Here is a 23757-nt window from a genome sequence, read left to right on the forward strand (position 1 = left end):
GGGTGTGACCTTCCGGGACGGGTGTGACCGTCCGAGCCCGGCGCGCGCCGGTCAAGACGAGGCCGGTCAGGACGAGGCCCGGTCAGGACGAGGCCCGGTCAGGACGAGGCCCGGACCTCCTGAGCGGAGGTCCGGGCCGGTGTCCGGGAGGGGCCGGGCGTCAGCCGACGACGGTCCAGGTGTCGTTGCCCGCGAGCAGGGCGCCCAGGTCGCCCTTGCCGTTCTGCTCGATCGCGGCATCGAGCTGATCGGCCATCAGGGTGTCGTACACGGGGCGCTCGACGCTGCGGAACACCCCGATGGGCGTCTGGTGCAGCGTGTCCGGGTCGGCCAGCCGGGACAGCGCGAACGCGGTCGTCGGACCGGCGCTGTGGGCGTCGTGGACGAGGATCCGGGACTCGTTCTCCGCCGAGACCGTGACGACCGCGAGATCGCCGGTGGCCGGGTCCCGCACCACGCCCTTGGTGCCGCCGCGACCGAAGCGGATCGGCTGCCCGTGCTCCAGCCGGATCACCGCCTCCTCGGCCTGCTCCTTGTCCTTGAGGGACTCGAAGGCGCCGTCGTTGAAGATGTTGCAGTTCTGGTAGATCTCCACCAGCGACGTGCCCGGGTGGTCCGCCGCCGCGCGCAGTACCTCGGTGAGGTGCTTGCGGTCGGAGTCGATCGTGCGGGCGACGAACGACGCCTCGGCACCGAGCGCCAGCGACACCGGGTTGAAGGGCGCGTCCAGCGAGCCCATCGGCGTCGACTTGGTGATCTTGCCGAGTTCGGACGTGGGGGAGTACTGCCCCTTCGTCAGCCCGTAGATCCGGTTGTTGAACAGCAGGATCTTGAGGTTCACATTGCGCCGCAGGGCGTGGATGAGGTGGTTGCCGCCGATGGACAGCGCGTCGCCGTCGCCGGTGACGACCCACACGCTCAGGTCGCGCCGGGAGGAGGCGAGCCCGGTCGCGATAGCCGGGGCGCGGCCGTGGATCGAGTGCATCCCGTAGGTGTTCATGTAGTACGGGAAGCGGGAGGAGCAGCCGATGCCGGAGACGAAGACGATGTTCTCCCGCGCCAGGCCGAGCTCGGGCATGAAACCCTGCACGGCGGCGAGGATCGCGTAGTCACCGCAGCCCGGGCACCAGCGGACCTCCTGGTCCGACTTGAAGTCCTTCATGGACTGCTTGGCCTCGGCCTTGGGAACCAGGGACAGCAGTACGGACGCTGTCTCAGTCATCGATGGCCTCCTTGAGAGCCGCCGCGAGCTGCTCGGCCTTGAACGGCATTCCGTTGACCTGGTTGTACGGCTGTGCGTCGACCAGGAACCTCGCCCGGATCAGGGTGGCGAGCTGGCCCAGGTTCATCTCCGGTACCACTACCTTGTCGTAACGTCCGAGTACCTCCCCGAGATTCCTCGGGAACGGGTTGAGGTGCCGCAGATGGGCCTGGGCGACGGCGCCGCCCTCCCGCCGGATGCGGCGGACCGCTGCGGTGATCGGCCCGTACGTGGAACCCCAGCCGAGGACCAGCGTCCTCGCGCCGTCGGGGTCGTCGACCTCCAGGTCAGGGACCTCGATGCCGTCGATCTTGGCCTGGCGGGTGCGGACCATGAAGTCGTGGTTCGCCGGGTCGTAACTGATGTTCCCGGTCCCGTCCTGCTTCTCGATGCCGCCGACCCGGTGCTCCAGACCCGGTGTTCCGGGCACGGCCCAGGGGCGGGCCAGCGTGTGCGGGTCCCGCTTGTAGGGCCAGAACACCTCGGTTCCGTCCTCGAGCGTGTGGTTCGGGCCGGTGGCGAACCGGGTCCGGAGATCCGGCAGCTCGTCGAGGTCCGGGATGCGCCACGGCTCGGAGCCGTTGGCGAGGTACCCGTCGGACAGCAGGAGCACCGGGGTGCGGTACGTCAGCGCGATCCGGGCCGCGTCCAGTGCCGCGTCGAAGCAGTCCGCCGGGGTCCGCGGGGCGACGACCGGCACCGGTGCCTCGCCGTTGCGCCCGTACATGGCCTGCAGCAGGTCGGCCTGCTCGGTCTTGGTGGGCAGACCGGTCGAGGGCCCACCGCGCTGGATGTCGACGACCAGCAGCGGCAGCTCCAGCGACACCGCCAGGCCGATGGTCTCCGACTTCAGCGCCACGCCGGGGCCGGATGTAGTGGTCACGGCCAGCGAGCCGCCGAACGCGGCACCGAGCGCCGCGCCGATGCCGGCGATCTCGTCCTCGGCCTGGAAGGTGCGCACGCCGAAGTTCTTGTGCCGGGACAGCTCGTGCAGGATGTCCGAGGCCGGGGTGATCGGGTACGAGCCGAGGTACAGCGGCAGGTCGGCCTGGCGGGACGCGGCGATCAGCCCGTAGGACAGGGCCAGGTTCCCGGAGATGTTGCGGTACGTGCCGGTCGGGAACGCGGTGCCGGCCGGGGCGACCTCGTAGGAGACGGCGAAGTCCTCGGTCGTCTCCCCGAAGTTCCAGCCGGCCCGGAACGCCGCCACGTTCGCCTCGGCGATCTGCGGCTTCTTCGCGAACTTGGCCCTCAGGAACTTCTCGGTGCCCTCGGTCGGCCGGTGGTACATCCACGACAGCAGGCCCAGCGCGAACATGTTCTTGGAGCGCTCGGCCTCCTTGCGGGAGAGCCCGAACTGCTTGAGCGCCTCGATCGTCAGCGTTGTCAGGGGGACGGGGTGCACGCTGTAGCCGTCCAGCGAGCCGTCCTCCAGCGGGGAGGTCTCATAGCCGACCTTGGCCATGGCGCGCTTGGCGAACTCGTCGGTGTTGACGATGATCTCGCCGCCGCGCGGCACGTCGGCGATGTTGGCCTTCAGCGCGGCCGGGTTCATCGCCACCAGCACGTGCGGGGCGTCGCCGGGGGTGAGGATGTCGTGGTCGGCGAAGTGCACCTGGAAGCTGGACACGCCCGGCAGGGTGCCGGCGGGCGCCCGGATCTCGGCCGGGAAGTTGGGCAGGGTCGACAGGTCGTTCCCGTACGACGCCGTCTCCGAGGTGAAGCGGTCACCCGTCAACTGCATTCCGTCACCGGAATCACCCGCAAAGCGGATGATCACCCGGTCCAGTTGGCGTACTTCCTTCTCGCCGGGAGGCCGTCGCTGCCCCCCGACGAGGGCCTCCCCGGCCTCGTCTGCCTCGTCCGCGTGTTCTGCTGGGCTGCTGACCTGGCTGGTCACTGAACTGGACCTCCCTCGAGGCGGCTGGGTCGCGGCCGGCGCACCGGTCGCTCCAAGGTCAACCCTACGTCCGTGAGCACCACCTTCCCGGGACCGCTCACATGTCGGACGTCGATCTGAGATGCCGCCGTGTACCGGCTTGCCATGTTCCGTTCGCCCCCCGGTCTGCTCGATGGGAAGGTCCCCCGCGATCGATCGCTACTAACTGACAGAGTGTCAGGCATTCACCGTTTCGGACAGGTGAGCACGCCCGTACACACCGATGCCCGCCGTCACCGAGAGTGAGTCGAACCTCGGGATGGTGCCGTCCGGTGCGGTGTCCACGGTCGGCGCTCGGGCGGATGAGGCCCTCACGGGGCGGTGCCTCACGGAGCGGCACGGCGTCCTGGGCGAGGGCGAGGGCGAGGGTGACGGCGAGGGCGACGCGGACGGTGTGCGCCTCGCCGACGGCCCACGTGTCCCCGTCGCCGGCACGGTGGCGAGCGCCCGGTGCCCGCCGGTCTTGTGCTCCACGGTGGTGCGTCCCCCTGCGGTCGTCGCGCATGGTTGAGCATGGCCATCGGCCCGCGTCCGGCTGCCTGCGTCCGGTCGCCCCAGCATCGCACCGTTCGCACGGCCGGGCGGGTGTTTCGCGCCCGAGGGGCCGCCGGTCGAGCGCGTCCGGTTCCGCCTCCCGGGCGCGGGGCGGCGGCCCGCCGTTCCCCTGTGTGCAGGCGCCGCCCCGTCCGCACGCGCTGCCCGTGTGCGTCGAGGTCGGCAGGGCTGGGGAGGCCGGTAGGGCTGGGAGGTCCGGGAGGTCCGGGAGGGCTGGGCGAGGCCGGGGGGGACCGGGCGGCATCGGGAGGGACTGCTGTTCGGGGTCTGTGGCCGACGGCCTGCGCGGCCGCATCCGCGCAGGTCAGGGCATGCGTGGGCGGGGTGGAGCAGGGACATCCGCGCCAGCCGGACGCCCGTTCCGGTCCGATGACTGACACGCCTGCTTACCGTTTCTTTAACAGGGCCTAGACTCCCGTGCGTACAGATCGTCGAACGGGCAGGGAGCGAGGGGCGGACGTGCGGACACTTCCCGAATCGTCGACCGTGCTCGCGGCCGACTACTTCCAGAGCTACTCGGTCGTCGGACTGCTCGCCCTCGTCGGCGTGCTCTTCGTCGCCGTGGCGTTCGGTGCTGGACGGCTGCTGCGGCCGGTCGTACCGACGCCGGAGAAGCTGCTCACCTACGAGTGCGGGGTCGACCCCGTGGGAGAGGGCTGGGCGCACACCCAGGTCCGCTACTACGTGTACGCGTTCCTCTACGTGATCTTCGCAGTGGACTCGATCTTCCTGTTCCCGTGGGCCACGGTCTTCGCCGCGGCCGGATACGGCGCGACGACGCTCGTGGAGATGTTCATCTTCCTCGGCTTCCTGGCCGTGGGAATTCTCTACGCATGGAAGAAGGGCGTCCTCACATGGACGTGACCCCGCGGACCCCGGGCGCGGAGGCGGCCGAGCCGGCCGCCGAGCCGGTGCTGCTGCCGGAACCCAGGAGGCTGGGAGCCCTCTCCCGGCTGGCACCCGAGCCGATGAAGGTGATCCTGAACTGGGGCCGCCGCTACAGCCTGTGGGTCTTCAACTTCGGCCTCGCCTGCTGCGCGATCGAGTTCATCGCCGCGTCGATGGCCCGGCACGACTTCATCCGCCTCGGGGTGATCCCGTTCGCCCCCGGCCCCCGGCAGGCCGATCTGATGGTGGTATCGGGCACGGTCACCGACAAGATGGCACCGGCGGTGAAGCGGCTGTACGAGCAGATGCCCGAACCCAAGTACGTCATCTCCTTCGGAGCGTGCTCGAACTGCGGCGGCCCGTACTGGGACTCGTACTCCGTGACCAAGGGCGTCGACCAGATCATCCCCGTGGACGTCTACGTCCCGGGCTGCCCGCCGCGGCCCGAAGCGCTGCTGCAGGGCGTTCTCAAGCTGCAGGAGAAGATCGCGCGCGAGTCGCTGGGCGAGCGGTACGCCACCGCTCCCGGGCGGGCCTCGGTGAGCGAACTCCGCAGCGGGCTGGTGACCCCGCCGGACCCGGCCGCGGGCGCCGCGGACTCCCCGTCCGGCGCCACGCCACCGGGTGAGGCGCCCGACGGGCGCGGGTCCGACCGGGGAGCCGCCTCGTGAGCACCTTCGGCACGGACATCACGGAGCGCTTCGGTCCGGAGGCGACCGCCGAGGCGGCGTACGACCTGCTGACCGTGGACGTTCCGGCCGGCTCATGGCTCGACGCGCTGCGGATCGCCCGCGACGAGCTCGGCTGCACCTACTTCGACTGGCTCAGCGCCGTCGACGAGCCGGGCACGGGCTTCCGTGTGTGCGCGCACGTCGTCTCGCTGCAGAAGGGGGCGGAGGGAACCGCGGAGGGAACCTCCGTACGCAGACTGATGCTGCGTACGACCGTGCCGCACGACACCCCCGCGCTCCCCACGGCGGTGGAGATCTACCCGGGCGCCGGCTGGCACGAGCGCGAGACGCACGAGATGTTCGGCGTGGACTTCACCGGCCATCCGCACCTGGTGCCGCTGCTCCTTCCCGACACGTTCGAAGGGCACCCGCTGCGCAAGGACTTCGTGCTCGCGGCGCGGGTCGCCAAGGCATGGCCGGGCGCGAAGGAGCCGGGCGAGTCCGAGCACGGCGGGCCGAAGCGGCGCCAGATGCTGCCGCCCGGCGTCCCCGACCCCAACGAGTGGGGCCCCCTCAAGGGCCAGCTTCCCCCCGCCCCCGCCCGCCCGGCCCGCACCGCGCGCGCCGCGGGCGAACGTCCGCCGCGCCGCACCCGCAGTGCGTCGGAGGGGTCGGCGAGTCAGGCCGATTCAGCGGGACAGGCGGGTCAGGCGGCTCCGGCCGCTCAGGGCGACTCGGCGGGTCCGGCCGCTGCGGCGGAGGGTCCGCAGGCGGCCGGTGGCGGACCTCCGGCGCGGCGCTCCCGTTCCGCCGCCGAGGGGTCGGCGAGTCAGGCGCCCGCACGGCGCTCGCGGTCCGCGTCCGAGGGCTCGGCCAGCCGGCGCGGGGCGCGGACGAGGCGGCCGCCCGCCGGACCGCGGCCGTGGCGCGGCGGACCACTCGACGGGTGGGCCCGGCGAGGCGGCACCTCCGTCGGCCCGGGCGCCACGGACCCGCGGCACCGACGCGCCCTGGCACCACGCCCGCCCGGCGTTCGACGACTCTGAGCAGCCGCAGCCGCAGCCGCAGCCGCAGCCGCAGCCGCAGCCGCAGCCGCAGCAGGAGCCCGCGGCCCAGCCCGGACCGGGCGAAGAGCAGACGCCACCGGCTTCCGGCGCGGAAGCCCGCCCTCAGTCCGAGGCACACCCTCAGTCCGAGGCACACCCTCAGTCCGAGGCGCTCTCTCAGTCCGACGCGCTCTCTCAGTCCGAGGCGCGCCCTCAGACCGGGGCGGCCCGCACCGGCGGCGCACCGGCGGAAGCGCAGCCCGAGGACGGGTCCGGTGCCGAGTCCGCAGCCGAGTCCGCAGCCGGATCCGCTGACGGAGGAGAGTCCGCCGGTTCCGCCGACGAGACCGGGCCCGCTGCCGCCGGGTCTGCCGACGCCGCTGCCGAGCGCGGCGGCGAGGGCGGGTCTCCCGGGGAGACCGCGGCCGGGCCCCGGCCCGGGACCGGGTCCGGCGCGGCTCCGGGCAGCGGCACCGTCGCCACCGAGCGGGGCGAGGACTCGGGCGGACCTCCGCCCGAGCAAGGACCCGACTCCGAGGCGGGACCTCGGCAAGGACCCGACTCCGAGCCTGCCCCGGGGACGGGCCCCGACGGCCCCCCGCCCACAACCCGACCCACAACCCGACCCACAACCCGGCCCACGACCCCACCCTCGACCACGACCCCGACCCCCCGGCCGGGCGGCGGGTCCGATGAAGGGCCCGGGCCGCGGACCGACGACGCCACGGGAGGCGACCGCGCGTGAACGACGCACTCGACGTCGCCCTGCGGCTCCTGGCCGTGTTCGCCGTGTTCCTGGTGCTGCCCCTCGTCATCGGCCAGACCGAGCACAAGGTGATGGCCCATATGCAGGGCCGGCTCGGCCCGATGTACGCCGGCGGCTTCCACGGCTGGGCGCAGCTCGTCGCGGACGGGGTGAAGTTCGCGCAGAAGGAGGACGTGGTCCCGGCCGCCGCCGACCGGCGCGTCTTCCAGCTCGCGCCCGCCGTCGCACTCCTCCCGTACCTGCTGGTGCTGGTCGCGATCCCGATCGGTCCCAGCGAGGGAGCGGTCGGCATCATCGTCGACGCGGGCATCTTCTTTGTGCTCGCCGTCATGGGCGTCGGTGTGCTGGGTTCGCTGATGGCGGGCTGGGCCTCGGCCAACAAGTTCTCGCTCCTCGGCGCCCTGCGCACCGCCGCGCAGCTCCTCGCGTACGAGCTGCCGATGCTGCTGGCCGCCGCGTCCGTCGCGATGGCCGCCGGCACCGTCTCCCTCCCGGGCATCCTGAACGCCTTCGAGTGGTGGTGGCTGCCCTGGCAGATCGTGGGCGCCCTGGTCTTCTTCGTCGCCGGTCTCGCCGAGTTGCAGCGTCCGCCGTTCGACATGCCGGTCGCCGACTCCGAGATCATCTTCGGCGCGTACACGGAGTACACCGGACTGCGCTTCGCCCTGTTCCTGCTCGCCGAGTACGCGGGCATCGTCGTGCTCTGCGGTCTGACCACCGTCCTGTTCCTCGGCGGCTGGCACGGCCCGTTCGGTGCGGAGGGCCTCGGCTGGCTGTGGACCCTGCTGAAGACCGCGGTGCTCGCCTTCATCGTGATCTGGCTCCGCGTGACCTATCCGCGGCTGCGGGAGGACCAGCTCCAGCGGCTCGCCTGGACGACGCTCGTCCCGCTCGCCCTCGCCCAGATCGCCCTCACCGGCGTCGTCAAGGTGGTGATGCAGTCATGACCGGCTCCCATCCGCCGTCCCGGTCCCGCATCCCGGGATCCGGCCTGGCCAAGGGGCTCGCCGTCACCCTGCGGACGATGACGAAGCGCGCGCACACCGCGCAGTACCCCGACGTGCAGCCCGAGCTCCCGCCCCGCTCGCGCGGGGTGATCGGACTGTTCGAGGAGAACTGCACGGTCTGCATGCTCTGCGCCCGTGAGTGCCCCGACTGGTGCATCTACATCGACTCCCACAAGGAGACGGTCCCGGCCGCCGCCCCGGGGGGCCGTGAGCGCTCCCGCAACGTCCTCGACCGGTTCGCCATCGACTTCTCGCTCTGCATGTACTGCGGCATCTGCATCGAGGTGTGTCCCTTTGACGCGCTGTTCTGGTCGCCGGAGTTCGAGTACGCGGAGACCGACATCCGCGAACTGACCCATGAGCGGGACAAGCTCCGCGAGTGGATGTGGACGGTCCCGGCGCCGCCCGCCCTCGACACGGCCGCCGAGGAACCCAAGGAACTCGCCGCCGCCCGCAAGGCCGCGGAGAAGCTCGCCGCCGCGCGGGCCCAGGCCGACGAGGCCGGGCAGACGGCCGGAGCACCGGGCGCCACGGGCCCGGCCACTCCGCCGGGCGCCACGGGCCCGGCCGACCCGGCGGACGAGGAGGGCCGGTCATGACCCTCGCCCACGCCGTCGCCCAGACCGGGAACGGTTTCCTGTCCCCGACGGGCGTCGAGATCGCCTTCCTGCTGGTCGGCGTCGCCACCCTGGCCGCCGCCGTCCTCACCGTCACCACCCGTCAACTGGTGCACGCCGCCCTGTGGCTGGTCGTGGCGCTGGGCGGGCTGGCCGTCGAGTACCTCCTGCTGACCGCCGAGTTCATCGCCTGGGTGCAGGTGCTGATCTACGTCGGTTCCGTGGTCGTCCTCCTGCTCTTCGGGCTGATGCTCACCAAGGCCCCCATCGGCCGCTCCCCCGACGCCGACTCCGGTAACCGCCCCGCCGCGCTCACCGTGGCGGCCGCCGCCGCGGCCGCCCTGGTCTGGGTGGTCGTCGACGCGTTCCGTACCACGTGGATCGACCTCGAAGGACCGGCCCAGGGCTCCACCCGGGTCGCCGGCGAGATCCTCTTCCGGCACTGGGTGCTGCCGTTCGAGGCGCTCTCCGTGCTGCTCCTGGCCGCCCTGGTCGGCGCGATCGTCCTGTCCCGCAAGAGCCCCGAGGCCCGGGAGGGGAAGAACTGATGCATCTCGCCTACCCAGCGGTGCTCTCCGTCCTCCTCTTCTGCACGGGGCTGTACGGGGTGCTCGCGCGCCGCAACGCGATCCTGGTCCTGATGTCGGTCGAGCTCATGCTCAACGCCGTCAATCTCAACCTCGTCGCCTTCGACGTGTGGCTGCGCGACGCCCTGCACAGCGGCCAGGCCCTGACCCTGTTCACCATCGCCATCGCCGCCGCGGAGATCGGCATCGGTCTGGCGATCGTCCTGATGGTGTACCGCAACCGCGGCACCTCGGACATCGACAAGCTCCGCGACACCGCCGAAGGTCACGAACCGGCCGGCGTCCCCGCGCCGGCAGAGAAGGCTGAGGCCACCGCGTGACCACGACGACCCTCGCCGTTCTCGTCCCCCTCCTCCCCTTCCTCGCCGCCGCCGGCGGCCTGCTCCTCGGCCGCACCTCACCCGGGTTCACCCGGCCGCTGGCCGTGCTCCCCACGCTGGCCGCCACCGTGCTCGCCGTGCTGGTCGCCGTACGCCAGGGCGGCGGACGGCCGATCAGCGCGTCCACCCAGCTGACCCCGACCGGGTCGGTGCCCGTCGACCTGGCCCTCTACCTCGACGGCTTCGCCGTGCTGGTCGCCGTCCTGGTCGGTGTCGTCGCCTCCTGCGTGCAGATCTACTCGACCGCCTACCTGCGCGACGACCCGCGCTACCCCTCCTACGCGGCCCTGGTCTCCCTGTTCACCTCCGCGATGCTGCTCGTCGTCTACTCGGGCGACCTGATGGTGCTGCTCGTCGGCTGGGAGATCATGGGCATCTGCTCGTACTTCCTGGTCGGCCACTACTGGGAGACGCCCGAGGCACGGGCGGCCTCCCTGAAGGCGTTCCTGGTCACCAAGCTCGGCGACGTGCCCTTCCTCTTCGGCCTGTTCGCGCTCGCCGTGGACGCCGGAACGTTCCGCATCACCGGAATCCTCGGCGCCGTCGCGACGGGGGCGATCGACCACCCGACCCTGGTGGCGCTGCTGCTGCTCGCCGGCGTGGCGGGCAAGTCCGCCCAGTTCCCGCTGCACACCTGGCTCCCCGACGCCATGGCCGGCCCGACCCCGGTCTCCGCGCTGATCCACGCCGCGACGATGGTCGCCGCGGGTGTCTACTTCGTCGCCCGGCTCCTCCCCGTCTTCGCCGCCTCCGCCGCGGCGCTGACCGTCCTCGCCGTGATGGCGGCGATCACCATGGTCGGCTCCGCCCTCGCCGCCCTCGCCCAGGACGACATCAAACGGGTCCTCGCCTACTCGACGATCAGCCAACTCGGCTATATGTCGGGTGCGCTGGCGGTCGTCGACCGCGGCGCCGCCGTCTTCCACCTCCTGTCGCACGGCGCGTTCAAGGCGCTGCTCTTCCTCGCGGCCGGAGTGATCATCCACGCCGCCGGTACCAACTCGCTGGCCGCGATGTCCCGGATGAGCGGCCTGGCCAAGCGGATCCCCGACGCGTACTGGACGATGACCATCGCCCTGCTCGCGCTCGTCGCCATCCCTCCCTTCGCCGGCTTCTTCTCCAAGGAGGCCGTGCTCGTGGCCGCAGAGCGCACCGCGCTCGGGGAGCTCGGGCAGTCCGCCCCCGCCCCGGTCGCGGTGGGCTGGGCCGTCCTCGTCTCCGGTCTGCTCACCGCCCTTCTCACCGCCGCCTACGCCACCCGGCTGTGGCTGCTCGCGTTCCGCGGCCGGGGAGCCGAGGCCCCCGACCACGGCCGGCAGCCCGCGGCGATGACCGCCGTCCTCTGGGTGCTGGCCGTACCGTCGCTGGCGTTCGGCCTGACCGCGGGCTTCATCGGCGACTGGCTCGACGGCCGGCCGCTGCAGCCGACCCTCACCACCGCCGTGCTGGGCACGGGCGTCGCCCTCGTCGGCGGGCTCGTCACCTACGCCACCTGGCGGCACACCACGGCCCTGGCCGCACGTGTCCCGATCGGTGCCGTCGCCGCCCACCCGGAGGCCGAACCGGCGGTCTCCGAGGCCGAGGCCATCAGCAGCCACGAACCCGTGTACGGGGACATCGCCGCCGCACCCGACCCGGCCGACCCCGGCCGGCTGCTGCTCGGTCCGCTGCACCGGTCCGCCGCGGCGGGGTTCCACCTCGACGCCGTCTACCACACCCTGTTCGTCCGCCCCGTCACGGCCGGCGCCGAACTGGTCAGGTTCCTCGACCGCGAGGTCGTCGACACCTATGTGCGCGGCGCGGGTACCGGCACCACCTGGCTGGGGTGGCTCGTCCGCCGCGCCCAGACCGGCAACGTCCAGACCTATCTCAGCGCACTGCTGGCCGGCTCCGTCGTCCTGGCGATCGCCGTCGTACTCGTGGCCGCGGGAGTGTGAGCCGTGCTCGATATCAGCGAATCCGTGATGCAGTTCCTTCTCGCGTTCATCGTCGTCGGCCCGCTCATCGGCGCCGCCGCGGCCCTCCTGCCGGCCCCGCCCGGACTGAAGGGGAAGTCACCTGACCAGGCCGTGCTGCGGCACGGTGTGACCGTCACCGGCGCGGTCCTCGCCGCCGCGATCGTCCTCGCGCTGGGCTTCGACCACGACCAGCCGTCGAAGATGCAGGCCACGACGGACATCAGCTGGATCCCGGCGCTGGACGTGCGGATCCACCTCGGCACCGACGGCATCTCCCTCCCCCTCCTCGTCCTGACCGCGCTGCTGACCTTCCTCTGCGCGCTGTACAGCTACTTCACGATGCCCGAGGGCCCGTCCCCCAAGGCGTTCGTCGCACTGATCCTCGTGCTCGAGTCCGGCACCCTCGCCACCTTCGCCGTCCTCGACCTGCTGCTGTTCTTCCTCGCCTTCGAGACGGTCCTCATCCCGATGTACTTCCTGATCGCCCGCTGGGGCGGCGCCGGCCGCCGCCCCGCGGCCTGGAAGTTCATCCTCTTCACCCTGCTCGGTTCGGTCGTCATGCTGCTCGGCCTGCTCCTCGTGGGACTGCAGGCCGGCACCTTCGACATGCTGGCACTCGCCACTGACAACGGCCGCGGCCTCGGCCTCTCCCTGCAGATCGTCGCCGTGCTCGCGATCGGGATCGGCCTCGCCGTGAAGACCCCGATGTGGCCGCTGCACAGCTGGCTCCCCGACGCCCACACCGCCGCTCCGACGGTCGGCTCGGTCCTGCTCGCCGGCGTCCTGCTGAAGATGGGCACCTACGGCTTCGTCCGGATCCTCCTGCCGATCGCGCCCGACGGCATGCTGGTCCTCGCCCCGTACCTCGCCGCCTTCGCCGTCGTCGGCGTCGTCTACGGGTCCCTCGCCTGCCTCGCTCTCGCCAGGCCCGGCTCCAAGGGCGACCTGAAGCGCCTGATCGCGTACTCCTCCGTCGGCCACATGGGCTTCGTACTCCTGGGCATCGCGACCATGACCCCGACCGGCGTCAACGGCGCGCTCTTCGCCAACATCGCCCACGGACTCATCACCGGTCTGCTGTTCTTCCTGGCCGGCGCCGTCAAGGACCGCTACGGGACCGCCGACCTCGACACCCTGGCCGGCGCCACCGGCGCCGCGCTGTACGGCCGCGCGCCCCGCCTCGGCGGACTGCTGGCCTTCGCGGCCGTGGCCTCGCTGGGCCTGCCCGGCCTCGCCGGGTTCTGGGGCGAGATGCTCGCCCTCTTCGGCGCCTTCGATCCCGCCGACGGCCTCAGCCGCCCCGCCTTCCTCACCTTCATGGCGATCGGCGGTCTCGGCACCCTGCTCACCGCCGCGTACCTGCTCGTCGTCGTCCGCCGGGTCTGCATGGGCGGCGCCCGGCCCGCCGGAGAGGCGCGGCTTGCCGACGTGCGGGGCTACGAGTTCGCCGCCTGGACGCCGCTCGTCGCCCTCACCGTCCTCGCCGGGCTCTGGCCCGCGGTCCTCCTCGGCCTGACCGACCCGGCCGTGCAGAAGCTCCTCTCTGGAGGAAAGGCATGACCCTGGCCGCCGCGCCGCAGGTGCTCGCCGCGCCCGCCGCCCAGTCCGTCGTCCAGTCCGTGGACTGGCTCGCGATCGCCCCGCCCACCATCACCGCGGTGGCCGCCCTGCTCATCCTGGTGGCCGACCTCTTCGTCGCCGAGCGGAGGAAGGCGCTGCTGGGTTACGCGGCCATCGCCTCCCTCGCCGTCGCGCTGGTCTCGCTGGTGCCGCTGCGCACGGCCGACCGTGCCACGTTCTGCCTGACCACCGCCCCCGACGTGTGCAGCTACACGGTGGACCGGTTCACGCTCGTCATCCAGTTCCTGGTGCTGGGCGGGGCGCTGGTCACCGCGCTGCTCTCGGTCACCGAGACCCGGGGGCGGCTGCCCGCCGGGGAGTACTGGTTCCTGCTGCTGTCCTCGGCCGCCGGGGCGGCCCTGCTGCCCGCCGCGCGGGACCTGGCCACCCTCGTCGTCGCCCTGGAAGTCGCCTCGCTGCCCGCGTTCGCGCTGGTCGGCCTGCGCCGCGGCGACCGGATGTCCAGCGAGGCGGCGCTGAAGTTCTTCCTGTCCTCGGTCACGGCCACCGCCGTGATGCTGCTGGGCGTCAGCTTCGTCTACGCGACGACCGGCAGCCTGCACCTGACCCGGATCGCGGCCCGCATGGACGACGTCCCCGGCCGGCTGGACACGCTGGCCGCGGCCGGTGTGGCCCTCACCCTCGTCGGCTTCGCCTTCAAGACGGCGGCCGTGCCGTTCCACTTCTGGGTCCCCGACACCTATGTGGGTGCGCCGCTGCCCGTCGCCGCCTACCTCTCCGTCATCGGCAAGGCCGTCGGCTTCTCCGGGCTGATCCTGGTGACCGTCATCGCCTTCCCCGCCCACGCCGGCGTGTGGGGCCCGGCCGTCGCCGTGCTGGCGGCCCTCACCATGACCGCGGGCAACGTCGCCGCCGTACGCCAGTCGCCCACCCGCGCGCACAGCGCCGTACGGCTGCTCGCCTGGTCCTCCGTGGGGCAGGCGGGCTACATCCTGGTCCCGGTCGCCGCGGCCGCCTGGTCGGGGGACGTGCCGATCGGCGCCACCGTCGCGTACGCCCTGATGTACGCCGTCGTGAACCTCGGGGCCTTCGCCGTGGTCGCCCTGGTCGCCCGCAGGAAGCCGCTGAACCGGATCGCGGACTACCGCGGCCTGTACGCGACCCGTCCCGCGGCCGCCCTGGCGCTGGGCTTCTTCCTGCTGTGCCTGGCCGGTCTGCCGCCCGGCGTCATCGGTCTCTTCGCCAAGGTCGCGGTGTTCTCCGCCGCGGTCGACGCCGGCCTCGGCTGGCTCGCCGTCATCATGGCCGTCAACGTGGTGATCGCGCTGTACTACTACCTGCAGTGGACCGCACTGCTCTTCCGGGCACCGGAGGAGGCGCCCGCGCCCGCGCCGGAGGGCCCCCCGGTGCGGCGCCGCGGCCCCGCACTGGTCACCACCGCCATCGCCCTCACCGCCGCCGCGGGCATCCTGCTGTCCGGCTGGCCCCAGCTGGTGCTGCGCTTCGCGGCCGTCGACCTCTTCTGAGCCGCCCGCGACGGGTGCGGGCGGTGCCAGAGGGTCCGCCCGGGCCCGCGGAGCCCCGGGCCTGTGGAAGCCCCGGGGCCGTGGCAGCGCGTGGAGGCCCCGGGCCCGTGGCAGCCCCGCGGCCGGGTAAGCGGAACCAGCGGTTCGACAAGCGGTGCCCCGAGCGGGCACGGTGGTGGCCGCACACGGACAGCATCACGAACGACATGGCAGCAGCGACGGCAAAGGAGTACCGCTGTGCTGAGCGGGTTCAAGGACTTCATCCTCCGCGGCAACGTGATCAACCTGGCGATCGGTCTCGCGGTCGGCTCCGCCTTCACGGCGGTCGTCACGGGATTCAGCAACGCCTTCATCACCCCGCTGATCGGCGTGGCCACGCAGGGCGCCGGCGACTTCAGCAAGGCGGTCTTCACCGTCCAGGGGGTGAAGTTCCCCTACGGGCTCTTCGTCAGCGCCGCCATCGCCTTCCTGATCACCGCCGCGGTCCTCTACTTCTGCGTCGTCGTCCCGATGCTGAAGGTGCAGAACCGCTTCACCAAGGAGGAGCCGGCCGGCATCAAGGCCGCGGTGCGCGACTGCCCGCGCTGCTACACGGAGATCCCCGCGATCGCCAGCCGCTGCGCGCACTGCACCAGCGACGTGGAACCGCTCCCCGAGGCACTCGAGAAGGCCGGCCTGCTCCCGTCCCAGCGCTGAGCCGGCCGGGTCACCCGAACGGCCCAGCGGCGCCGCCGCCCACGCCCGTGGCGGCAGGGGAACCCGCGGCTCCCGCCTGGCGTTGACCAGTACGGGAGGGTCCACTGGAGAGCGGACCACGACCGCAGAGGGTTCCCCTGCCGAGCCACTTGGAGGGCGTACCGTGCACCGCCGGCACAACGGACTGAGGACCGCCGTTCTCCTCGGAGGGCTGTCGGCCCTCATCATCGTCATCGGCAGTCTGTTCGGCCGTACCGGCCTGGTCGTCGCCGTGGTCATCGCCCTCGGCACCAACGCCTACGCCTACTGGAACAGCGACAAGCTCGCGCTGCGGGCCATGCGCGCCCGCCCGGTGAGCGAGTTCGAGGCACCCGCGCTGTACCGGATCGTCCGCGAGCTCTCCACCCACGCCCGCCAGCCGATGCCCCGGCTGTACATCTCGCCGACCCAGGCGCCGAACGCCTTCGCCACGGGACGCAATCCGCGCAACGCGGCGGTCTGCTGCACCGAGGGCATCCTGCGGATCCTCAACGAGCGCGAGCTGCGCGCCGTGCTCGGCCACGAGCTGAGCCACGTCTACAACCGGGACATCCTCATCTCGTCGGTCGCGGGCGCCCTCGCCTCCGTGATCATGTTCCTGGTGAACTTCGCCTGGCTGATTCCCATAGGCCGCTCGGACGACGACGACGGCCCCGGGCTGCTCGGCCTGCTCCTGATCATGATCCTGGGTCCACTCGCGGCGTCCGTCATCCAGCTCGCCATCAGCCGCTCCCGCGAGTTCGAGGCCGACGCGGACGGGGCCAGGCTCACCGGCGACCCGCTCGCCCTCGCGAGCGCCCTGCGTAAACTCGAGGAGGGCACCAAGCAGCTGCCGCTGCCGCCCGAGCCGAAGATCGAGACGGCGAGCCATATGATGATCGCCAATCCCTTCCGGCCGGGACAGACCGTCACCAAACTCTTCAGCACCCACCCACCGATGGCCGAACGCATCGCCCGTCTCGAACAGATGGCAGGTCACCGCCCATGAAGACAGTCCTCAACGTCATCTGGCTCGTGCTGTGCGGCTTCTGGATGTTCCTCGGCTATCTGCTGGCCGGCGTGCTGCTCTGCATCACCGTCATCGGCATCCCCTTCGGCCTGGCCGCCTTCCGCATCGGCGTCTACGCGCTGTGGCCCTTCGGGCAGACGGTGGTGGAGCGCCGGGACGCGGGCGCGCCGTCCTGCATCGGGAACGTGCTCTGGCTGGTCCTGGCCGGCTGGTGGCTGGCGCTCGGGCACATCGCCACGGGCATCGTCCTCTGCCTCACCATCATCGGCATCCCGCTGGGCATCGCGAACTTCAAGCTGATCCCCGTCTCACTGCTGCCGCTGGGCAAGGAGATCGTGCCGAGCGACCAGCCGTTCGCGACCAGGTAGCGGCCGCCCGTTCGCGACGAGGTGGCGACCGGCCGTTCGCGACGAGGTGCGGCATCCGTTCGCGGCGCGGCGAGGCCATCCGTCCGCGGCGCGGCGAGGCGGATCCCCGGCCTCCGTGTCACCGAGGGCGTCAGGACCGTCCCCGGCCGGCCCGCGCCCGTACCGCGTACGCCGCCGCGCCCGCCGCCAGCACCGCCGAGCCCGCCACCACCGACGACAGCGGCAGCGCGAAGGCCAGCACCAGACAGCCCGCCAGCCCGACGGCGGTCAGGGCCCGCCCGCGGGAACCGAGCGTCCAGGCCGAGGCGTTGGCGACGGCGTAGTACACGAGCACACCGAACGACGAGAAGCCGATCGCACCCCGCAGGTCCGCCGTCGCCGCCACCACGGCCACCACCGCCCCCACCGCCAGCTCGGCGTGGTGCGGGATCCGAAAGCGGGGGTGGACGGCGGCGAGGGTACGCGGCAGATGGCCGTCCCTGGCCATCGCCAGCGTCGTCCGGGAGACACCGAGGATCAGTGCGAGCAGCGAGCCGAGCGCGGCCACCGCCGCCCCGGCCGTCACCACGGGGACCAGCCCCTCCACCCCCGCCGCCCGTACCGCCTCGGCCAGCGGGGCCGTCGCCCGGCCGAGCTCGGCCACGCCCAGCACGGAGACGACCGCACAGGCCACGGCCAGGTACACGGCCAGCGCGATCCCCAGGGCCAGCGGGATCGCGCGCGGGATCGTCCGGGCCGGATCCCGCACCTCCTCGCCGAGCGTGGCGATCCGCGCGTACCCGGCGAAGGCGAAGAACAGCAGCCCGGCCGCCTGCAGCACACCCCCCGCGCCGCCGCCGGGGCCACCCGACAGGAGACGCCCGGGGTCCGCGGACGGCGAGGCGAGGGAGGCGACGGCCACCGCCGCCAGTACCGCCAGCACACCCGCGACGATCACCCGGGTCAGCCAGGCGGACTTCTGGACGCCCCCGTAGTTCACGGCCGTCAGGCACACGACAGCGGCGACCGCGACGGCGTGCGCCTGCTCCGGCCAGAGGTACGCCCCCACCGTCAGCGCCATCGCCGCGCACGACGCGCTCTTGCCGACGACGAAGGCCCAGCCCGCGAGATAGCCCCAGAACGGCCCGAGCCGCTCCCGCCCGTACACATACGTCCCGCCCGACTCCGGGTAGCGGGCCGCGAGCCGGGCCGACGCCGTGGCGTTGCAGTACGCCACGACCGCGGCGAGCCCCAGGGCCAGCAGCAGCAGCGGCCCGGTGCCGGCCGCCGCACCGGCCGGCGCCAGGGCGACGAACACCCCGGCGCCGACCATCGAGCCCAGACCGATGACCACGGCGTCGAACACGCCCAGCGACCTGCGCAGTTCATGTGTCATAGGCCGCACCCTACGCACGGCCGCAACCGCACTCCCCACCCCGGTCGTCTGACATGACAACAGCGCGTTACGGGCAGGAGTCCGGGGACGCGCACAAGGAAAGGCAGGTCATGGCATGGGCATCATCAGCTGGATCGTCCTCGGGCTGCTCGCCGGGATCGTCGCCAAGATCCTGCTGCCGGGCCGCGACCCGGGCGGACTGATCGGCACCACCCTCATCGGCGTCGCCGGCGCCTTCGTCGGCGGCTGGATATCGTCCCGCTTCCTAGACCGGCCGATCACCAAGGACTTCTACGACGGTGCCACCTGGGTGTCCGCGATCGGCGGTGCACTCGTCCTGCTGATCGCGTACCGCATCCTCTTCGGCCACTCGCGTTCCCGCTGAGGGCTTGCCGCGAAAGTGCGCTTCACAGCGACTCGTCGAGGACCGGCGGGCGGGACCGGCCCGTCGCGGGCCCGGGGCCCCGGGCCCGCCGGAGCCCTCAGCCGGGAGCCGTCAGTCCCGCAGCCCGGTCTCCCGCAGGGTCACGTTCAGCCGGCCGGCCAGCCCCAGCGCGGGATCGGCCGTGCCCGGACGGACCCCCGGAACTCCGTGGTACGCGAAGCGGGACGCCCCGCCGAAGACGAACAGATCCCCGGACGCCAGCTCCACGTCCGTGTACGGCCGGCCCCGGTTCCCGGTGTTCCCGAACCGGAAGACGCAGGTGTCGCCGATGCTGAGCGACACCACCGGGGCGCCGGACCTCTCGTCCTTGTCCTGGTGCATGCCCATCCTGGCCGCGCCGTCGTAGAAGTTGACCAGCGCGGTGTCCGGCGCGTACGGCCTGCCGCTCCCGTCGCCGGCCCCCGGGTCGCCGTACGCGGCGGTCAGCGCATCCCGTCCCAGCTCCGCCAGCCAGCCGGGGAACCCGACGACCCGCGCGCCGTTCACGTCGTCGGCCGTCCGCGTGTACCGGTACGGCTGCCAATGCCAGCCCACGCAGACCGTGCGCACCGACATCACCCCGCCCCGGGGAAGCCTGGTGTGCCGGAGCGGGACCGGCCCGCGCGCCCACTCCCGGCACGCCTCGACCAGTTCGCGCTGCCGGGCCGGGGACAGCCAGCCGGGGACGTGCACCGCCCCCGGTGCCACCTCGGCCCGCTCGCGCGGGAACAGCCCCGCAGTCATGGCGCCGGTGCGCCTTCCGGTCCGCTCGCGTTCATGGCGCCAGTGCGCCTTCCAGCCCGAGGAGCCACTCCTTGCTCGGCAACCCGCCCGCGTACCCGCGCAGTGCGCCGTCGGCGCCGATCACCCGGTGGCACGGCCGCACGACCAGAAGCGGATTCCGGCCGATCGCCGTCCCCACGGCCCTCACCCCGGCCCCCGCGGCGCCGACCCGCTCGGCGATCCGGCCGTAGCTCGCCGTCCGGCCGTACGGAATCTCCTCCACCGCCCGCCAGACACGCTGCTGGAAGTCCGTGCCGGCGCCCGGCGCGAACTCGATCGAGAAGCACGTCAGCTCCCCGGAGAAGTAGGCCCGGAGCTGCTCGGCGATCTCCTCGAACGCCCCCGGCGCGAGCCGCCGGCCGTTCCGCGCCTCCGCCGCACCCTTCTGCCCCGGCAGCGAGAGCGAGACGAGCGCGGTCCCGCCGGCGGCGGTCGCGGACTCCTCGCCGGTCAGAACCAGCTCGCCGAGCGGGCTGTCGACCGTCGCGTACACCGTCATGGCTCTTCCTCTCCGCCGTGGGTCCGCCCTCCACGGCCCGCACCTACGAGTCTGCGGCGTGGGCGGCGCCCGGTCTGGCGAAAATCCGACATCGCTCCGGACCGCCCGGAACACGCGGCGGGGGTGGTGCGGCCCGGCCGCACCACCCCCGGGTGCCCGTCGCCGCCGGGCCGGACGGCTCGGCGGTGGCCACGGCTCAGCGGTAGTTCACGAACTGCAGGGCGAAGTCGAAGTCCTTGCCCTTCAGCAGCGCGATGACGGCCTGCAGGTCGTCCCGGCTCTTCGAGCTGACCCGAAGCTCGTCGCCCTGAACCTGGGCCTTGACGCCCTTGGGGCCCTCGTCGCGGATGGTCTTGGCGACCTTCTTCGCGTTCTCCTGCGAGATGCCCTCCTGGATCGAGGCGAAGATCTTGTACTCCTTGCCGGAGAGCTGCGGCTCGCCGGCCTCCAGTACCTTCAGCGAGATGCCGCGCTTGATCAGCTTGGACTGGAAGATGTCGAGGATCGCCTTGACCCGCTCCTCGCCGCTCGCCTGCATCAGGATCTTCTCGCCCGACCACTCGATGGTCGCGCCGGTGCCCTTGAAGTCGTAGCGCTGCGAGATCTCCTTGGCGGCCTGGTTGAGGGCGTTGTCGACCTCCTGCCGCTCGACCTTCGAGACGATGTCGAAACTGGAGTCGGCCATGTCCTGTGGCTCCTTGTATCGAGTGGGTAGACGCACGGCCGGATGCCCGGACCGCCACGGCAAAGCCTAGCCACCCGCGTCCGCCGTGGGCGCTGATCAATCCGGTGGCGGAGCACCCCTGGGGATCGGGTATCGTTTACGTCGTTGCCACGGAGCGCCACGCGAAAGCGGCTCCAGAGCGACATCCCATGGCGGTGTGCCCGAGTGGCCAATGGGAGCGGACTGTAAATCCGTCGGCTTAGCCTACCCAGGTTCGAATCCTGGCGCCGCCACGCGAAGTGAGACCCCCGTTGACCTGCGGAAACGCAGGACGGCGGGGGTCTTCTCGTTGCCTCGGGGCGACCTTTCGATCGGAATCGAAAACGGGGGACCTGTCTCACTCTGTTCCGCCCGGATCTGGGCGCTGACCAGCGCGTGCGGGCCATGCGCGGGCCAAGTCGTAAGGGCTCCGCTCGGCGACGCATGCTGCCTCTGCTCACGTCTCTCGCCCCTCGCACAGTCAAGATCACCGCGTGGGACCGTCTGCGCGACCTACCACCGCCGTGCCAGCAGAGGCTCAGCGAAATGGAGTGAGCGCGGTGGCGGTATCGCGCATAAGCGGGATTACGGGGCGGAGTATTCGATCATGAAAGCAGGGTCAGTGGCAGAGCTCACCGCTTGGTCTGGCCTTGAACCGCCTCTCACCGCCGATCTCGGCATCCGCCTTCGGCGCGTACGGCCCTTCCGGGACGATGTCGGACGTGCAGACTGAAGCCATTGCAGCCCTGGCCGCCTCGGGCGCGGCAGTCCTCGGTGTACCCGCCGCTCTCGTCGTCGGAATGCGCCAGGCGCGTGCCGCGCATCGTGCCGCTGAGCTCACCGCCCACGCCGCCCATAGCCAGGCCCGTAAGTCGGCGCGACGCGAGGCCTCCGTGGCATTCGTCCTGGCCGCTGAGGCCGCCTTTGACGAGTGCATGCGCATGTTTGAGAGCAGGGACCCCATTGAGGAGTACTTGGATCCCATCATGAAGCGTGTATTAGGAGATGTGAGCCGGGCTTGCACGGTGATTCGCCTGGAGGGCCCCGAGGAACTCGCACAGAAGGCGACCACGGTCATGCATGCGCTGCACGCACTCGCCAGGCGTGGAGCCCGCAGGCAACGCACCGCTCATGCCTGGCATGCCCTCAAGCAAGCAGCCGAAAGCAGCGACGCGATCTCGGCAGCCATCGGTGAGCTCTGCGAGGCTTCTGGGCCGGACGACCCCAGAGTGAGCGCAGCGTGGCAGACCATCGCCGACGCCGGCATAGTCACACCGCGGTTGGTATCCCCGCTGCGTGGGGGCCTCCGTATCGGCGGCCCTCAGCCCGCTATCAAGCCCGTTGGCATGTTGGAAGCACGCGACCAGGTCATGAAGACGCTCAAGGTCTTCATCGACGCTGTACGGGCGCACCTCGACGAAGCGCCCGTAGGCCGCACTTGACCTGTGGAAACGCAGTGCGCAAGGGCTCACTGAAGCGTGCAATCACGCAGGACTTCCCGGATTGGGTGGAGTCGCGCCAGAAATCGAGCACCCCGACGAACTCCTGCAGACGTACGGCACCGGCCGAGAGCCGTCGGGCGTCGTGCCAGGAGCTGTCGGCCGGGCCCCGGTCGAGGCGGGCGACCGCGCCGGCGCGATCCCTGACGGACGGGTGCCGCGGTCGCTCTCGCTACGGTGGGATCAATAGCCAAGAAGTCTGTCTACCACAGGCGTTGATTAGTTGGTGGGCGCCTAGGGTCTGTTGCGAAAGTTGATCTTCATCATTCATGATCACGTCCTGTGGGACGTGGGGATCTGACGAACGGCCAGTGGGCCCGACTTGAGCCGCTGCTGCCGCGGGGCATCAAGCCGGGTCGGCCGCAGGTGTGGACGCGGCGGCAGTTGATAGACGGCATACGGTGGCGGACCCGGACCGGTGCTCCCTGGCGGGATGTGCCCGCGCGTTATGGGCCATGGGACCGGGTCTATGACCTGTTCCGACGCTGGCAGCGGGATGGCACCTGGGCCCGCATCCTGACCCAGCTCCAGGCCGAGGCCGACGCGAAGGGTCTGATCACCTGGGACGTGAACGTCGACTCCACCGTCTGCCGAGCCCATCAGCACGCCGCCGGAGCGGCGAAAAGGGGGATCTCCAGAAGGAACCGCCTGGCGGGATCTTCATCGAGCCGGCCGACCACGGCCTCGGACGCTCCCGCGGCGGACTGACCAGCAAGATTCACCTCGCGGTCGAGCAGGGGCAGAAGCCCTTGTCCGTGGTGATCACCGCCGGGCAGCGGGGCGACTCCCCGCAGTTCGAGCCGGTCCTGGAAGCCATCCGGGTTCCCCGGCTGGGTCTCGGCAGGCCACGCAAGCGCCCGGACCGAGTCCGGGCCGACAAGGCGTACGACTCCCGCCGCAATCGCTCTTACCTGCGCAGACGCGGGATCAAGGCCACCATCCCGGTTCCGGCGGACCGGGTCCGCAACCGCCTCAAGCGTGGATCGCGTGGCGGCCGGCCGCCGACGTTCGACAAGGACGACTACAAGCAGCGGCACGCGGTCGAGTGCGGGATCAACCGGCTCAAGCGCCACCGGGCCGTCGCCACACGGTACGTCCGCTATGAAGCGACCGTGCTGATCGCAGCCATCAACGAATGGCTCTGAGCTCCGTAAATGCTTCGGTGGCACCAACTGTCGGGCAGTAGCGTGCCCCCATGCAGATCAGCGTTCAGGTTCGGACATTCACAGGCGCCGTCGAAGCCACGTGCGTGCATCCATCCATCGCTGACCTGTGCAGACGGGCGGAGAGTCAGAACCTGCCCATGCTCGGATGCGTCGATCCCTGCGACGACACCGTGTTCAACCGATCGCAGCTCAGAGTCCTCATCCCGGAACTCCGGGCCTTGGCGAACGGCTCAGCCGCCGAAGAAGCCGAGGCGGTGCACGAAATCCTTGTGCTGACTGCTCAAGTCGAGCGCAAGGCTCACCGGTATCTCGTCTTCAACGGCGACTGACGGCGCCACTTTCACAACAGGCCCTAGTCCGCAGGGACCTCCAGCCCGTACGGCTCAGGCAGCTCTACCTTTCGGCAGCGGGTTG

At 71.5% G+C, this 23757-nt stretch carries 23 protein-coding genes and 1 tRNA gene; 18 read left to right on the forward strand and 6 right to left on the reverse strand.

Going from position 1 to position 23757, the window contains the following annotated elements; all coding sequences use genetic code 11:
- Window positions 1–160: 160 nt before the first annotated feature.
- Window positions 161–1222, reverse strand: coding sequence for a 2-oxoacid:ferredoxin oxidoreductase subunit beta (locus tag DDW44_RS17570; protein ID WP_108907027.1), 1062 nt, complete (start codon window positions 1220–1222; stop codon window positions 161–163).
- On the reverse strand, window positions 1215–3161 hold the full coding sequence (locus DDW44_RS17575; protein ID WP_108907028.1) for a 2-oxoacid:acceptor oxidoreductase subunit alpha: 1947 nt from the start codon (window positions 3159–3161) through the stop codon (window positions 1215–1217). The genes DDW44_RS17570 and DDW44_RS17575 overlap by 8 nt, the downstream gene beginning before the upstream one ends.
- A gap of 1053 nt (window positions 3162–4214) precedes the next feature.
- Between DDW44_RS17575 and DDW44_RS17585 the strand changes: the two genes are divergently transcribed.
- From DDW44_RS17585 to DDW44_RS17645, 13 genes are all read left to right on the forward strand, one after another.
- Window positions 4215–4619 (forward strand): NADH-quinone oxidoreductase subunit A, encoded by a 405-nt coding sequence (locus tag DDW44_RS17585; RefSeq protein WP_017948747.1) that lies wholly within the window; start codon window positions 4215–4217, stop codon window positions 4617–4619.
- On the forward strand, window positions 4610–5314 hold the full coding sequence (locus DDW44_RS17590) for an NADH-quinone oxidoreductase subunit B (protein WP_108907030.1): 705 nt from the start codon (window positions 4610–4612) through the stop codon (window positions 5312–5314). Before DDW44_RS17585 ends, DDW44_RS17590 begins: the two co-directional genes overlap by 10 nt.
- Complete coding sequence (locus DDW44_RS32835) at window positions 5311–6360, forward strand: NADH-quinone oxidoreductase subunit C (RefSeq protein WP_244224055.1); 1050 nt, start codon at window positions 5311–5313, stop codon at window positions 6358–6360. The genes DDW44_RS17590 and DDW44_RS32835 overlap by 4 nt, the downstream gene beginning before the upstream one ends.
- A 741-nt stretch (window positions 6361–7101) precedes the next feature.
- On the forward strand, window positions 7102–8073 hold the full coding sequence (locus DDW44_RS17600; RefSeq protein WP_017948749.1) for a complex I subunit 1/NuoH family protein: 972 nt from the start codon (window positions 7102–7104) through the stop codon (window positions 8071–8073).
- A complete protein-coding gene (locus DDW44_RS17605) occupies window positions 8070–8732 on the forward strand; it encodes a NuoI/complex I 23 kDa subunit family protein (RefSeq protein WP_108907031.1) in 663 nt (220 codons plus the stop codon). The genes DDW44_RS17600 and DDW44_RS17605 overlap by 4 nt, the downstream gene beginning before the upstream one ends.
- Window positions 8729–9298, forward strand: a complete 570-nt coding sequence (locus DDW44_RS17610; protein WP_017948751.1) for an NADH-quinone oxidoreductase subunit J family protein — start codon at window positions 8729–8731, stop codon at window positions 9296–9298. The genes DDW44_RS17605 and DDW44_RS17610 overlap by 4 nt, the downstream gene beginning before the upstream one ends.
- Window positions 9298–9657 carry an NADH-quinone oxidoreductase subunit NuoK gene (gene nuoK / locus DDW44_RS17615; RefSeq protein WP_018889378.1) on the forward strand — a complete coding sequence of 120 codons (360 nt, stop codon included), beginning with the start codon at window positions 9298–9300 and terminating at the stop codon, window positions 9655–9657. The genes DDW44_RS17610 and nuoK overlap by 1 nt, the downstream gene beginning before the upstream one ends.
- Window positions 9654–11654: an NADH-quinone oxidoreductase subunit 5 family protein gene (locus tag DDW44_RS17620; RefSeq protein ID WP_108907032.1), complete on the forward strand. Its 2001-nt coding sequence runs from the start codon at window positions 9654–9656 to the stop codon at window positions 11652–11654. The genes nuoK and DDW44_RS17620 overlap by 4 nt, the downstream gene beginning before the upstream one ends.
- Before the next feature lie 27 nt (window positions 11655–11681).
- Window positions 11682–13235 (forward strand): NADH-quinone oxidoreductase subunit M, encoded by a 1554-nt coding sequence (locus DDW44_RS17625; RefSeq protein WP_037788288.1) that lies wholly within the window; start codon window positions 11682–11684, stop codon window positions 13233–13235.
- Complete coding sequence (locus tag DDW44_RS17630; protein WP_108907033.1) at window positions 13232–14782, forward strand: NADH-quinone oxidoreductase subunit N; 1551 nt, start codon at window positions 13232–13234, stop codon at window positions 14780–14782. The genes DDW44_RS17625 and DDW44_RS17630 overlap by 4 nt, the downstream gene beginning before the upstream one ends.
- A 237-nt stretch (window positions 14783–15019) precedes the next feature.
- Window positions 15020–15478, forward strand: a complete 459-nt coding sequence (gene mscL, locus DDW44_RS17635; protein ID WP_017948756.1) for a large conductance mechanosensitive channel protein MscL — start codon at window positions 15020–15022, stop codon at window positions 15476–15478.
- A gap of 163 nt (window positions 15479–15641) precedes the next feature.
- Window positions 15642–16505, forward strand: a complete 864-nt coding sequence (gene htpX / locus DDW44_RS17640) for a zinc metalloprotease HtpX (protein WP_017948757.1) — start codon at window positions 15642–15644, stop codon at window positions 16503–16505.
- On the forward strand, window positions 16502–16894 hold the full coding sequence (locus tag DDW44_RS17645) for a YccF domain-containing protein (protein ID WP_017948758.1): 393 nt from the start codon (window positions 16502–16504) through the stop codon (window positions 16892–16894). Before htpX ends, DDW44_RS17645 begins: the two co-directional genes overlap by 4 nt.
- Before the next feature lie 130 nt (window positions 16895–17024).
- On the opposite strand, the gene DDW44_RS17650 is transcribed toward DDW44_RS17645, so the two are convergent.
- Window positions 17025–18269: an APC family permease gene (locus tag DDW44_RS17650; protein WP_108907034.1), complete on the reverse strand. Its 1245-nt coding sequence runs from the start codon at window positions 18267–18269 to the stop codon at window positions 17025–17027.
- Between the two features lie 115 nt (window positions 18270–18384).
- On the opposite strand from DDW44_RS17650, the gene DDW44_RS17655 reads away from it, so the two are divergent.
- The gene (locus DDW44_RS17655) at window positions 18385–18654 is read left to right on the forward strand and encodes a GlsB/YeaQ/YmgE family stress response membrane protein (RefSeq protein WP_027731874.1); all 270 of its coding nucleotides are present in this window, start codon (window positions 18385–18387) and stop codon (window positions 18652–18654) included.
- 111 nt (window positions 18655–18765) lie between these two features.
- On the opposite strand, the gene DDW44_RS17660 is transcribed toward DDW44_RS17655, so the two are convergent.
- The 3 genes from DDW44_RS17660 to DDW44_RS17670 form a co-directional block, all read right to left on the reverse strand.
- Window positions 18766–19437, reverse strand: coding sequence for an alpha-ketoglutarate-dependent dioxygenase AlkB family protein (locus DDW44_RS17660; protein ID WP_108907035.1), 672 nt, complete (start codon window positions 19435–19437; stop codon window positions 18766–18768).
- A gap of 31 nt (window positions 19438–19468) precedes the next feature.
- Window positions 19469–19975, reverse strand: coding sequence for a methylated-DNA--[protein]-cysteine S-methyltransferase (locus DDW44_RS17665; RefSeq protein ID WP_018889370.1), 507 nt, complete (start codon window positions 19973–19975; stop codon window positions 19469–19471).
- Between the two features lie 196 nt (window positions 19976–20171).
- Window positions 20172–20660: a YajQ family cyclic di-GMP-binding protein gene (locus DDW44_RS17670; protein WP_017948765.1), complete on the reverse strand. Its 489-nt coding sequence runs from the start codon at window positions 20658–20660 to the stop codon at window positions 20172–20174.
- Window positions 20661–20850: 190 nt separating this feature from the next.
- On the opposite strand from DDW44_RS17670, the gene DDW44_RS17675 reads away from it, so the two are divergent.
- From DDW44_RS17675 to DDW44_RS31715, 4 genes are all read left to right on the forward strand, one after another.
- Window positions 20851–20932 (forward strand) — tRNA-Tyr (locus DDW44_RS17675).
- A 468-nt stretch (window positions 20933–21400) separates the two neighbouring features.
- Complete coding sequence (locus tag DDW44_RS17680) at window positions 21401–22120, forward strand: hypothetical protein (RefSeq protein ID WP_108907036.1); 720 nt, start codon at window positions 21401–21403, stop codon at window positions 22118–22120.
- A 339-nt stretch (window positions 22121–22459) separates the two neighbouring features.
- A protein-coding gene (locus DDW44_RS17685; protein WP_167455504.1) for an IS5 family transposase occupies window positions 22460–23322 on the forward strand; the annotation gives its coding sequence in 2 pieces (ribosomal slippage) (window positions 22460–22804 and window positions 22807–23322; 861 coding nt in all).
- Window positions 23323–23372: 50 nt separating this feature from the next.
- Window positions 23373–23672: a hypothetical protein gene (locus DDW44_RS31715; protein WP_146207007.1), complete on the forward strand. Its 300-nt coding sequence runs from the start codon at window positions 23373–23375 to the stop codon at window positions 23670–23672.
- The last annotated feature ends 85 nt before the right edge of the window (window positions 23673–23757 follow it).

Source organism: Streptomyces tirandamycinicus, assembly GCF_003097515.1.
GTDB lineage: Bacteria > Actinomycetota > Actinomycetes > Streptomycetales > Streptomycetaceae > Streptomyces > Streptomyces tirandamycinicus.